A 12,090-nucleotide genomic window follows, 5' to 3' on the forward strand; every position below is an offset into this window, starting at 1 on the left:
TGGGCTCCTGTGCCTACTTTTTTTATATAGATAATGAATACGGCTCTAAACTTTACCCCCAAGTAAAGTTTAGAGCCGTTTTTTTATATAAAAGTAAGTAGTACCCTACAAACAATCTGCAAATTAATTACAATTAACAAAAAATAATTTAAGTTAAAAAGGTTTGATATAAAATTATTGTTTAAATTAATATGTATTTAAATTCATATATATAATTAGCAATAGAAAAGAATGGCAATATTGACATTCTTTTTTTATTCTTTAACTTATATAAACGAAAATAGTTGATTTTAGACTATTTTTGCAAATTAAACAAAAATCCAATTTTGGTTTAAAACAAATGCTTAAATTAAAAAATAGGTATCTGGTAATATATAGAACAATATAATATTCTAATTTTAATTGAACAAATTTACATTATTTTATTATTGGAAAAAGGAGAAAAATTTATGATTTGTGCAGAGTTTAAACGAATAGAGGAAGGCTGGAAAGTAGATGCAGAATGGAGAAGTTACGGAAAAGGCAGACATTATTGAAGCTTTTAAAATGGAAAATATTGATATTACAAAACTATTGGAAAACATGAAAGTTGGTGGGATAAAAGCATATAATATCGGATGGTGGAATGGTTGCGGAATTGCTAAATGTGGCATAAAGTCGGAAATTGTAAATTTGGGATAGTTATTATATGAATGGCAATGGAAGAATCGTCTCTTGGCAAATGCATTTAGAAAAATAAATAAAACATAAATTATATTTACTAAAATAAATACATATGATATAATTGTACGGTAGAAAGGATGTGAAAAATTTGAAGATTTTTTATAATAAACTGTTTGAGATATTAGAACAAAGGAATATTACAAAAACAGAGTTAAGACAAAATATAAAAATTTCTACTGCTACTCTTGCTAAGTTATCAAAAAATGAACTAATATCTATGAAAGTGATTGAGGATATTTGTAATTTTCTACACTGTCAACCGGGAGATATTATGGAAATGAAAAAAAAAGTTGATAAAACTACATTGTTATACCGATTGCGTGAAGAGAAGCAAATTAAATTAAAGGGTGGACTTTACCATCATACACAAATAAAACTTGCGTATAACTCTAATCATATGGAGGGAAGTAAACTCACAGAGGATCAAACAAGATATATTTATGAAACTAATACTATAGGATTAGAGAAAGAACCTGCTAATATAGATGATATTATAGAAACAGTTAATCATTTTCAGTGTTTTGATTATATTTTAGACTGTGCAGAAGACGTATTAACAGAAAATATAGTAAAGAAAATCCATTTGATATTAAAATCAAATACATCCGATAGCCGTTTAGAATGGTTTAATGTTGGAGATTATAAACAGCGTTCAAATATGGTAGGTGATTCAAAAACAATCCCTCCTAATAAAGTGAAAAAAGAAATGCAACAATTATTATTTGAATATCAACAGAAGGAGACTATTGATTTTGAAAATATTGTAGAATTTCATTATCGTTTTGAAAAAATACATCCGTTTCAGGATGGTAATGGTAGAGTAGGGCGTTTGATAATATTCAAAGAGTGTTTGAAACATAACATAATCCCATTTATTGTTGATGAACGACATAAACTCTATTATTACAGAGGATTAAAAGAGTTTGAGAATGAACGAGGATATTTGATAGATACTTGTTTATCTGCACAAGATGTATACAAGGAATTGTTGGAATACTTTGTAGAAGAATAAATTATAACTAGTTAGAAGGCATTAACGGAAACATTCGTTAATGCTTTTTATAGTGGCTATAATTTATTTTTGAATCAAATATAGAAAACATTAAAGTAATATATAGATTCATTTGTTTATAATAATCGAAAATTGTGGTATACTATCTATTTGAGAAATTACAGTCTATAGGAGCAGTTAATGAGAATCGGAATGGGATATGATGTCCACAAGTTAGTGGAAAATAGAAAATTGATATTGGGCGGAGTGGAAATTCCTTATGAAAAAGGACTTTTAGGACATTCTGATGCGGATGTGGTCGTTCATGCTATTATGGATGCACTGTTAGGCGCAGGTGCTTTGGGTGATATTGGAAAACATTTTCCGGACACTGATCCGGCATATAAAGGAATCTCCAGCATAGAATTGTTGAAACGTGTGGGAGAACTCTTAAAAAAAAATCATTATACGATTGGAAATATTGATGCTACGATTATTTGCCAGAGACCAAAGCTGGCACCATATCGTGATAAAATGATAGAAAATATTGCAGAAGCTTTAAATATCGGGAAGAATAAGGTTTGTGTGAAAGCTACGACAGAGGAAGGTTTGGGATTTACGGGAGAAGGACTGGGTATATCTTCTCAGGCAATAGTTTTATTGGAAGAAGGTTAATATGAAGACATATGATTTACAGACAATAAAAGTAAAAGATTACGCAAAACTTGATAAGTATTATAGAATGAGGAGACCGGAAACTGCGGATAGTAATCTGCTTGATTTGTTTTTGTGGGAAAATTGTTATCCCACAAAATATTTTACGAATGATAAAGGATTGATGTGGGTGGCGAGGAGTGCAGACGGTCAATACTATTCTGCAATTCCATGCTGTAAAAAAGAAGATTTGAGAGAGTGCTTTTCAGAGACACAGAAATATTTTAATGACGTCTTAAAAAAGAAACTTACCATGTACGTTGTAGATAAAGAAGCGGTTGAAATTCTGGAACTTCCGGAAAAAGATTATTTAATTATTCCTGACAGAACATATTACGATTATGTATATGATGCAGAGAAGCTTAGGACATTTAGTGGAAAGAAATATCATAAAAAGAAAAACCATTATAATGCTTTTTTGCGTGATTATGAAGGCAGATATCAATTTAAACTGCTTTCGGCAGAGAATAAAAAAGAAATATTAGAGTTTATTGAAAAATGGAAAGAGACAAAAGAGCACTCAGAGGAACATGAGTTTATTGACAGCGAAGCCAGAGGAGTAAAGTTTTTGTTGGAGAATGAACAATATTTAGATTACAAAATGGGTGGTGTATATATTGACGGAGTATTGCAGGCGTTTACACTGGGAAATTATTATGCAGAGGAAGACATGGTTTATATTCCGGTAGAAAAGGCAAATCCCAATATAAGAGGTCTTTATCCATTTATATGCAGTCAGTTTTTAAAAGAGGCATTTCCACAGGCGGGCAGGGAAAACAGAGAAGATGATATGGGAATCGAAGGACTAAGAAAGTCAAAAAAGTCATATAATCCTATATATATGGTTGAAAAATACACGATTATTCAAAAGTAAGAGAGAGTTATTATGATAAAATTGCTTGAAAATTTTGAAAAACAAAATATCAGACCCCTTTATGAACACTGTTTTTATGAGGATGGACAGGAGTTTACCGATTATTATTTTGCGAAATGTCTTCCTCACAACGAAGTTTTAGTTAAAGAAATTGATGGTGAAATCGTCTCAGCAGTTCACCTTGTGCCGAAAAATGTTGTTATGGGTTCTTTAAAAACGAATGTGATGTATATCTATGGAGTGGCAACTTTTAACGGATATCGTAATAAAGGATTTATCACAGAATTATTTTCTGAAATACTGAAAAAAATGTATGAAAACATGGATGCATTTACTTATCTGATACCCTCGAATGAGAAAAATGCAAAAATATATGAAAAATTTGGTTTTCAATATGTTATGGATAAAATGGAAATTGCACCAATAGAGCATAGAAGAAAGGCCACACATTCGCTTATCCTGAGAAAAGCTGAAAATTCAGATTTGGTAAAGTTATCAATTTTTGCACAGTCTACGGCTTATAACAAATATAGCGTGGTATTATCAAAGGATTTAGAGTATTTTAAGCGGATAAAAGAGCTTATTGATGTTGAAGGCGGACATATCGACATATATGTAGAAAATAAAGTAATTGTCGGCTATAGAATATGGATTGATAATGAAATATTTGAGGAAGTTTTAGATAATAGTATACAGTTTCTCAGCTGGGAAGGTGACATTAGAAAACCTTATATTATGGCGAGAATTATTAATATAAGAAAGACACTCAGAATGTTTGCCTTTAAAAACTTTAAAGAAATTGTTTTTAAAATATCTGACCCTATGATTAACGAAAATAATGGATATTTTGTGATGTCAGAAACCCATGGAAGTGTAAAATTCGAAAAAAAAGGGAGAGAGGATATAGAAAAAACTCCCGATTTTGATATAACTATAGGAGAACTTACAGCACATATTTTTGGGTATAAACAGATTTCAGGGCTGCCAAAAGTGTGTAAAAAAGATAGCTTTTTTATTCATGATTATGTATAAATGATAAATAAATGAACAAGGAGTACAATATGAAAATTTATAACACATTATCAAAAACGAAAGAAGATTTTGTCCCGATTGAAGAGGGAAAAGTAAGGATGTATGTGTGTGGACCGACAGTATATAATCTGATACATATCGGAAATGCAAGACCAATGATTATTTTTGATACATTTAGAAGATATCTGGAATATAAGGGATATGAAGTGAATTATGTATCCAATTTTACGGATGTGGATGATAAGATAATAAAAAAAGCAATAGAAGAAGGCAGCACAGCCGAGGAGATATCACAGAGATATATTGCAGAATGTAAAAAAGATATGGCGGGAATGAATGTGAAACCGGCTACGACACATCCATTGGCGACACAGGAAATCGACGGAATGATTGATATGATACAGACATTGATTGACAAGGGATATGCCTATAATGCTGACGGTACCGTTTATTTTAGAACAAGAAAATTCGACGAGTATGGAAAGTTGTCGAAGAAAAATATTGACGATTTAGAAGCAGGACACAGAGATATTAAGGTGGCAGGAGAAGAATCTAAGGAAGACCCATTGGATTTTGTTCTTTGGAAGCCAAAAAAAGAGGGGGAACCGGCATGGAAATCTCCTTGGAGTGACGGAAGACCCGGATGGCATATTGAGTGTTCTGTGATGTCCAAAAAATATCTCGGTGATGAGATTGATATACATGCAGGTGGTGAGGATTTGATTTTTCCGCATCATGAAAATGAGGTTGCCCAGAGTGAAGCAGCCAATGGATGTCAGTTTTCAAAATATTGGATGCATAATGGATTTTTAAACATTGATAATAAAAAGATGTCAAAATCTCTTGGAAATTTCTTTACGGTAAGGGATATTGCAGAAAAATATGATTTGCAGGTTTTAAGATTTTTTATGCTCAGTGCCCATTATAGAAGTCCTCTGAATTTTAGTGATTCTCTTATGGAATCGGCGAAAAATGGCTTAGAGAGAATTACAACGGCAGGGGAAAAACTTCGCGATGTTATGGCGAATGGTAAAGAAGATGGAATGACAGAGCAGGAAAAGAGTCTCATACAAGAGTCAGAGAGCTTTGTTGTTAAATTTGACGAGGCTATGGATGATGACTGTAATACTGCGAACGCAATTACGGCAGTTTTTGAACTTGTAAAATTCTCGAATAGTAAAGTAAATGAAAATTCGACAAAAGAATTTGCAAAGACATTATATAAGATGTTATCTAAATTATGTGATGTGTTGGGAATTATTTTAGAAAAGGAAACTCAGACAGTAGGAGATGAGGAATACATTGAGGAGATGATTGCTAAGCGTGCACAGGCGAAGAAAGATAGAGATTTTGCGCTGGCAGACAAAATCCGTGAAGAATTGGCAGGGAAAGGTATTGTTCTCAAAGATACGAGAGAGGGAACAAAGTGGAGCAGAAACTAAGGTGAATGAAAAATGACGTCGGATTTGTTTGAGATTATTAAGCGGAATATGGGGTTAAAGGAGATTCATATTACAGACTATTCTCCTTTAACCCTTGCCTATATAGGTGATGGTATTTATGAGATTGTCGTGAGAACAATCATTGTCGACGAGGCAAACAGACAGGTGAACAAAATACATAGAGCAGCTTCGGAATTAGTGAAAGCCGGAAGTCAGGCAAAAATGATACACCTATTGGAAGACATGCTTACAGAGGAAGAACAGACAATTTATAAAAGGGGACGGAATGCGAAAGCAGTGACAAGAGCAAAAAATGCTTCTATGTCTGATTATAGGACAGCCACAGGATTTGAAGCGTTAATGGGGTGGCTATATCTGACAGGACAGTCCCAGAGAATGATGGAGTTAATAAAAGAAGGAATTAAGAGATTCCATAAGATGACGCAGGAGCAAAGCAAATAAATTATTGTGAGAATTAGAGGTTATAATGAGATACGAGGAATTTGTGATAGAGGGAAGAAATGCAGTCATTGAGGCTTATCGTGCGGGAAAAACGGTAGACAAGCTGTTTGTTTTAGAACATTGCAAGGAAGGTTCTATGAATACAGTTCTGCGTGAAGCAAAGAAAAATGATACAGTGATTCATTATGTGAAACGGGAGAGATTAGACCAGATGTCTGAGACGGGAAAACATCAGGGGGTTATCGCATATATTGCGGCATATGACTATGCTTCGGTAGATGATATTTTAAAGAAAGCAGAGGAAAAGGGAGAATCTCCGTTTATTATTCTTTTAGATGACATAGAGGACCCGCATAATCTTGGAGCTATTATAAGAACAGCAAATTTAGCCGGCGCTCATGGGGTGATTATCCCAAAACACAGGGCATCGGGACTTACGGCAACTGTTGTTAAGGCGTCGGCAGGGGCAATAAATTATACACCGGTGGCAAAGGTGACAAATATTTCAAAGACGATAGAAGAATTGAAAGATAAAGGGTTGTGGTTTGTATGTGCGGATATGGATGGCACGACAATGTATGACCTTGATTTAAAAGGTTCAATCGGATTGGTTATTGGAAATGAAGGGAAAGGTGTCAGCAGGCTTGTAAAAGAAAAGTGTGATTTCGTAGCAAAGGTTCCAATGTTTGGAGATATTGATTCGTTGAATGCATCGGTAGCAGCAGGCGTATTGGCATATGAGATTGTAAGGCAGAGAATGTAATCATTAAGAGTGAATTTTTATGAATGGAGAAAAGATGAAAAGAAAAACAGCAGTGATTACAGGTGCCAGTTCGGGTATTGGAATGGAGTTCGCAAGAATATTTGCAAAAATGGGATATCAACTTATCTTAACGGCAAGGAGAGAAGAACGATTAAAAAAATTAAAGGGAGAATTAAAGGTTCCTTGTCGTATTATCATTGCGGATTTGTCTCAGGAATATGAATGTTATCAGTTGTTTGAAAAGATTGAAAAAAGCAGAGTAGATATTTTTATCAATAATGCCGGATTCGGGACATGTGGTTGTTTTGCAGAGACGGATTTAGGGAAAGAAATTTCTATGATTCAGGTTAATGTTTGTGCAATGCATATTCTATTTAAAAAGATGCTTTGCAAAATGGAAAAACAGGGGTATGGGCGTATATTAAATATTGCTTCATCAGCAGGACTATTTCCGTCGGGTCCCTACATGGCGGCGTATTATGCATCGAAGGCATATGTGGTAAGCCTGACAAAAGCGGTTGCAGAAGAACTTAGGGCAAAAGGCAGTAACATTTATCTGGGAGCACTTTGTCCTGGACCGGTAGATACAGAGTTTAATAATAGGGCAGGTGTAGTGTTTGCCTTAAAAGGTATCACATCCAAACTTTGCGTAAAGGAAGCGCTGTTGGGAATGAAAAAAAGAAAGGTGATTATTGTCCCGTCAGCAAAAATGAAACTTTGCATCGCAGGACAAAAAGTGATGCCGGAAAATGTGCTGACGAGAATTGTTGCAAGACAACAGAGAAAAAAGATAGAAAAATAGAATAAATTATAATAAACAAAAGGCAGATGGATGAATTCATATTGACTTTGGGAATAGGATTGTATATAATAACAAGAACAAATGTTCGAGGTATAATATGGATATATTAGAAGATTTAAACGAGGAACAACGAGATGCTGTGACATCTACAGAGGGGTTTGTACGAGTGATTGCGGGAGCAGGTTCAGGAAAGACTCGTGCGTTGTCCCATAGATTTGCATATCTTGTAAATAATCTTGGAATATTGCCGGGAAATATTTTGTGTGTAACTTTTACAAATAAATCGGCAAACGAAATGAGACAGCGTATTCATAATCTGACAGGTGATAATGATACAGGATATATCAATACATTTCATGGATTTTGTGTCTCTATTTTGCAGGAGGACAGTTATGCCGTCTCATATCCAAAAAGTTTTTTGGTACTTGACAATTCTGACATTGATGCGATGCTAAAGATTATTTATGAGGAACGTGGACTTACATTGCGGGATATGACTTTTTCTAAGGCAAGGGACATGATAGAAATAAAAAAGTTATGGAAAGAACCTTTGTATTATCTGGATTTGATACATATGTCTATCAATACTCTCAAGGAAAAGTATGAGAGTGCAGTTGATATCCATGATATTATTTTTTATGGTTACCTATATCAGGAAAAGAAATGTTTTGGGCTGGATTATAATGATTTAATTAAGTTTTCGCTATATATTTTTGAAGAAAATGAAGACATAAAGTTAAAATGGCAGCAAAGACTGGAATATATTATGATTGACGAGTTTCAGGATATTGACCGGCTTCAATATCAGTTAATGTCGGTGCTTTGTTCATATCATAAAAATTTATTTGTAGTCGGGGACCCTGACCAGACAATTTATACATGGCGGGGAGCGAATGTAAAATATCTATTGGAGTTTGATAAACACTTTGCCAATACAAAGACAATTATGATGATGAAAAACTATCGTTCTACTCCTCAGATTTTGAATGTTGCCAATTCACTGATATCAAACAATAGGCAGAGAATGGTAAAGGATTTAATTCCTATATTAGATAATGGGAATACGGTGGTATGTCATCATGGGAAAAATTCGTTATCTGAGGCAGTGTGGATTGCAGAAAAAGTCAAAGAAATGCATGATAAAGGTATCCGTTATAAAGATATCACTGTATTATATAGAGCGCATTATGTTACAAGGACAGTTGAGGAAGCTTTTTTAAAGGCAGAAATTCCTTATAATATTTATAGCGGAGTACAGTTTTTTTCCAGAATGGAAATTAAGGATGCATTATCTTATCTGAGAATGATTGTGTTTCAGGATGACTTGTCATTTCTTCGTATCTGTAACCTGCCGAAAAGAAATATTGGGAAACGAAGAGTGGCATTTCTAAAGGAATATTCAGAAAAAAATTCCTGCTCTTTATATGAGGCGCTTTGCCAAACCGTAGAAGAGGATATGTTTCGTGGAACAGGGGCCAAAAAATTTATTAATCTCATAGAGAGATTTGCACATGGGTATGAAGAAAGGCCAATTTCGGAAGTGTTATCAATGATATTAAATGATAGCGAGTATGAGAAAATGTTAAGGACAGAAGGTAGTCAGGAACGTCTGGATAATCTGGCAGAATTAAAACAGTCGGTATACGAATATGAAATTACATGTGGAGAGGAATGTACTTTAGAACACTATTTGAATCATATTGCACTTTTTACAAACTCAGATGTGAAAGACGAAAATGATAAAGTGAAATTGATGACGGTACATACGGCAAAGGGATTGGAATTTCCGTATGTATTTTTATTTGGTATGAATGAGGGGATATTTCCGTCCAGAAAGACAAGCACGTTAGAAGGAATGGAAGAAGAGCGGAGATTGGCGTTTGTTGCTATTACAAGGGCAGAAAAAAGATTATATATTTCTGAAGCAGAGGGAAGAAATTTTGATGGAACACCGAGATATCCGTCGAGATTTATTTTAGATATAGCCCCCAATTTGTTAGAATATACTGAAAAGCCAGATGAAGGTCTTTTGAAAGAGGCTGGAAATTACATACAACTCAGAAAGAAATTTTTGATGATGGATGAACAGAAGAATATAATTCAAGTAGGAACAAGAGTGATTCATAGAGTTTTTGGTGAAGGTGTCGTGCAGGAAATAGATAATGATAATTCGGCTTATTTGATACAATTCCTAGGGATGGATACGGCAAGAAAAATTTCATTCCGGGTAAAGTTAGAAGTGAAAGGAACAGGAAAAACAAATGTCTAATATTATTCAAATCACTGACTTTTTCGCACCGGAACTGGATATTTATGCAAGATTTACAGAGGCTCAGTTATTAAATCGCCATGAACCTCAAAAGGGGATATTTATTGCAGAAAGTCCTAAGGTCATTGAACGTGCGTTAGATTCCGGATGTATTCCGATTTCTTTATTATTAGAACAGAAACATGTGGAAAGCCAGGCAAAGAACATTATTGAACGTTGTGGTAATATTCCAGTCTATACAGCAGAGTTTGATGTATTGACACAGCTTACGGGATTTCAATTGACCCGTGGTATGCTGTGTGCAATGTATCGTCCAAAACTGCAGAAGGTTGAGGATGTGTGCAGAACTGCAAAACGTATTGCCGTACTGGAAAATATTATGAATCCTACCAATATAGGGGCAATTTTCCGTTCCGCCGCTGCACTTAATATTGATGCAGTATTATTGACATCCGCTTGTAGTAATCCTTTATATCGTCGTGCCATAAGAGTGAGTATGGGAACAGTATTTCAGATACCATGGACATATTTGGAGGGGGCAAAATCAATGCAGACAGATATAGAACTATTACACCATTTAGGATTTAAAACAGCGGCAATGGCACTGAGTAGTGAGGCTGTGAGTATAGATGATTCCCGGTTAATGAATGAAGAAAAACTCGCAATAATTTTAGGGACAGAAGGAGAAGGATTGACAGAGCAGACAATTAGGGATAGTGATTACACCGTTTGTATTCCAATGTCTCACGGTGTGGATTCACTCAATGTTGCAGCTGCCAGCGCAGTAGCTTTTTGGCAGCTCTCGAGAAATATCTCATAGAAAAATTCTTTATTAAAAGAATAAAATTTAATATATTGTAAAATTCAATGTAATATGATATTATTTTTAAGTCGCAAGACAGGCTGCCATGGCTCAGGAGGTAGAGCGTCGCCTTGGTAAGGCGGAGGCCACGGGTTCAAATCCCGTTGGCAGCTTTCGTATAGGCATGAGCAATGCATGAATAAAAACACATAGACTCGTTGAAAGCTTGCTTTCAAAAGAGTCTATGTGTTTTTATTCATATCTGGCGAAGCCAGCGACGAAAAAGACGAAAGTCTTTGAGTTGCATTGCTCATGTAAAAAAGAAAGAGAAGCGAAGCCAGCGACGAAAAAGACTGAAAGTCTTTGAGTTGCATTGCTCATGCAAAAAAGAAAGAGAAGCGAAGCCAGCGACGAAAAAGACGAAAGTCTTTGAGTTGCATTGCTCATGCAAAAAAGAAAGAGAAGCGAAGCCAGCGACGAAAAAGACTGAAAGTCTTTGAGTTGCATTGCTTATGCAAAAAAGAAAGAGAAGCGAAGCCAGCGACGAAAAAGACTGAAAGTCTTTGAGTTGCATTTATATTGATTCCTTAAATATTTTTAGTGTAAATATTGCAACACAAAATTATATGTGCTATTATATTATGAGCATTAAATCTGAGAAAAGAGGATGTACATATGAATAAAAAGGTATTATCAGTTTTAGTAGACAATACATCAGGTGTATTGAACAGAATAGCAGGATTATTCAGCAGAAGAGGTTACAATATCGATAGCTTAACCGTCGGTGAGACAGAAAATCCGAAATATTCCAGAATGACCATTGTCGTTACCGGAGATGATGCTATTTTGGAACAGATTATTAAGCAGATTACAAAGCTAGAGGATGTCAGAAGAGTTGATGTTCTCGAATCAAATAATTCAGTTACAAGAGAGCTGATTCTTGTAAAAATTAAAACAGATGCTGCACAGAGGCAGCAGGTTATGGCTATGACAGAAATTTTTAGAGCAAATATTGTAGATGTTGCTAAGGATAGTGTAATGATTGAAATTACAGGAAGCCAGTCAAAACTTTCAGCATTTTTAAGTCTTTTGGAAGATTACGAAATATTAGAATTGGTTAGAACCGGTATTACAGGTCTTTCAAGAGGAAAAAAATAAGTTAGATAGCATTATATGGATAGTATGAATAGTAAACTTATACATTCCATATGAAAAT

The 12,090-nt window shown here is 34.6% G+C and carries 12 protein-coding genes and 1 tRNA gene; all 13 read left to right on the top strand.

Features of this window, described 5'->3' with window-relative positions; genetic code table 11:
• Positions 1-495: 495 nt before the first annotated feature.
• The 13 genes from Q5O86_RS03550 to ilvN all read left to right on the top strand — a co-directional run bounded on the left by Q5O86_RS03550 (position 496) and on the right by ilvN (position 12,032).
• A complete protein-coding gene (locus tag Q5O86_RS03550) occupies positions 496-681 on the top strand; it encodes a hypothetical protein (RefSeq protein ID WP_302625774.1) in 186 nt (61 codons plus the stop codon).
• Between the two features lie 130 nt (positions 682-811).
• Positions 812-1,735, top strand: coding sequence for a Fic family protein (locus Q5O86_RS03555; RefSeq protein ID WP_368074731.1), 924 nt, complete (start codon positions 812-814; stop codon positions 1,733-1,735).
• A 180-nt stretch (positions 1,736-1,915) separates the two neighbouring features.
• Positions 1,916-2,389: a 2-C-methyl-D-erythritol 2,4-cyclodiphosphate synthase gene (gene ispF / locus Q5O86_RS03560; protein WP_302625775.1), complete on the top strand. Its 474-nt coding sequence runs from the start codon at positions 1,916-1,918 to the stop codon at positions 2,387-2,389.
• 1 nt (position 2,390) lies between these two features.
• Positions 2,391-3,302: a DUF2156 domain-containing protein gene (locus Q5O86_RS03565; protein ID WP_302625776.1), complete on the top strand. Its 912-nt coding sequence runs from the start codon at positions 2,391-2,393 to the stop codon at positions 3,300-3,302.
• 12 nt (positions 3,303-3,314) lie between these two features.
• Positions 3,315-4,334, top strand: a complete 1,020-nt coding sequence (locus tag Q5O86_RS03570) for a GNAT family N-acetyltransferase (protein WP_302625777.1) — start codon at positions 3,315-3,317, stop codon at positions 4,332-4,334.
• A gap of 29 nt (positions 4,335-4,363) precedes the next feature.
• On the top strand, positions 4,364-5,776 hold the full coding sequence (gene cysS, locus Q5O86_RS03575) for a cysteine--tRNA ligase (protein ID WP_302625778.1): 1,413 nt from the start codon (positions 4,364-4,366) through the stop codon (positions 5,774-5,776).
• A gap of 12 nt (positions 5,777-5,788) precedes the next feature.
• The gene (locus tag Q5O86_RS03580) at positions 5,789-6,238 is read left to right on the top strand and encodes a Mini-ribonuclease 3 (protein ID WP_302625779.1); all 450 of its coding nucleotides are present in this window, start codon (positions 5,789-5,791) and stop codon (positions 6,236-6,238) included.
• A gap of 25 nt (positions 6,239-6,263) precedes the next feature.
• Positions 6,264-7,001: a 23S rRNA (guanosine(2251)-2'-O)-methyltransferase RlmB gene (gene rlmB / locus Q5O86_RS03585; RefSeq protein WP_302625780.1), complete on the top strand. Its 738-nt coding sequence runs from the start codon at positions 6,264-6,266 to the stop codon at positions 6,999-7,001.
• 34 nt (positions 7,002-7,035) lie between these two features.
• Positions 7,036-7,803, top strand: coding sequence for an SDR family oxidoreductase (locus tag Q5O86_RS03590; RefSeq protein WP_302625781.1), 768 nt, complete (start codon positions 7,036-7,038; stop codon positions 7,801-7,803).
• A gap of 97 nt (positions 7,804-7,900) precedes the next feature.
• Entirely contained in the window at positions 7,901-10,072 is a 2,172-nt protein-coding gene (locus Q5O86_RS03595; RefSeq protein WP_302625782.1) for an ATP-dependent helicase, read from the top strand.
• Positions 10,065-10,892, top strand: coding sequence for an RNA methyltransferase (locus Q5O86_RS03600; protein ID WP_302625783.1), 828 nt, complete (start codon positions 10,065-10,067; stop codon positions 10,890-10,892). Before Q5O86_RS03595 ends, Q5O86_RS03600 begins: the two co-directional genes overlap by 8 nt.
• An 82-nt stretch (positions 10,893-10,974) precedes the next feature.
• A tRNA-Thr gene (locus Q5O86_RS03605) sits at positions 10,975-11,047 on the top strand.
• 502 nt (positions 11,048-11,549) lie between these two features.
• Positions 11,550-12,032, top strand: coding sequence for an acetolactate synthase small subunit (ilvN, locus tag Q5O86_RS03610; RefSeq protein ID WP_302625784.1), 483 nt, complete (start codon positions 11,550-11,552; stop codon positions 12,030-12,032).
• Positions 12,033-12,090: the final 58 nt, after the last annotated feature.

It is taken from the genome of uncultured Eubacterium sp. (assembly GCF_937958975.1).
In the GTDB taxonomy this organism is placed as follows: domain Bacteria; phylum Bacillota; class Clostridia; order Lachnospirales; family Lachnospiraceae; genus Eubacterium_G.

What these genes read in the sequence shown, in the direction of transcription:
- Q5O86_RS03550 (WP_302625774.1), top strand. Translation starts at nt 496, where the DNA reads ATGCAGAATGGAGAAGTTACGGAAAAGGCAGACATTATTGAAGCTTTT.
- ispF (WP_302625775.1), top strand. Translation starts at nt 1,916, where the DNA reads ATGAGAATCGGAATGGGATATGATGTCCACAAGTTAGTGGAAAATAGA.
- Q5O86_RS03565 (WP_302625776.1), top strand. Translation starts at nt 2,391, where the DNA reads ATGAAGACATATGATTTACAGACAATAAAAGTAAAAGATTACGCAAAA.
- Q5O86_RS03570 (WP_302625777.1), top strand. Translation starts at nt 3,315, where the DNA reads ATGATAAAATTGCTTGAAAATTTTGAAAAACAAAATATCAGACCCCTT.
- cysS (WP_302625778.1), top strand. Translation starts at nt 4,364, where the DNA reads ATGAAAATTTATAACACATTATCAAAAACGAAAGAAGATTTTGTCCCG.
- Q5O86_RS03580 (WP_302625779.1), top strand. Translation starts at nt 5,789, where the DNA reads ATGACGTCGGATTTGTTTGAGATTATTAAGCGGAATATGGGGTTAAAG.
- rlmB (WP_302625780.1), top strand. Translation starts at nt 6,264, where the DNA reads ATGAGATACGAGGAATTTGTGATAGAGGGAAGAAATGCAGTCATTGAG.
- Q5O86_RS03590 (WP_302625781.1), top strand. Translation starts at nt 7,036, where the DNA reads ATGAAAAGAAAAACAGCAGTGATTACAGGTGCCAGTTCGGGTATTGGA.
- Q5O86_RS03595 (WP_302625782.1), top strand. Translation starts at nt 7,901, where the DNA reads ATGGATATATTAGAAGATTTAAACGAGGAACAACGAGATGCTGTGACA.
- Q5O86_RS03600 (WP_302625783.1), top strand. Translation starts at nt 10,065, where the DNA reads ATGTCTAATATTATTCAAATCACTGACTTTTTCGCACCGGAACTGGAT.
- ilvN (WP_302625784.1), top strand. Translation starts at nt 11,550, where the DNA reads ATGAATAAAAAGGTATTATCAGTTTTAGTAGACAATACATCAGGTGTA.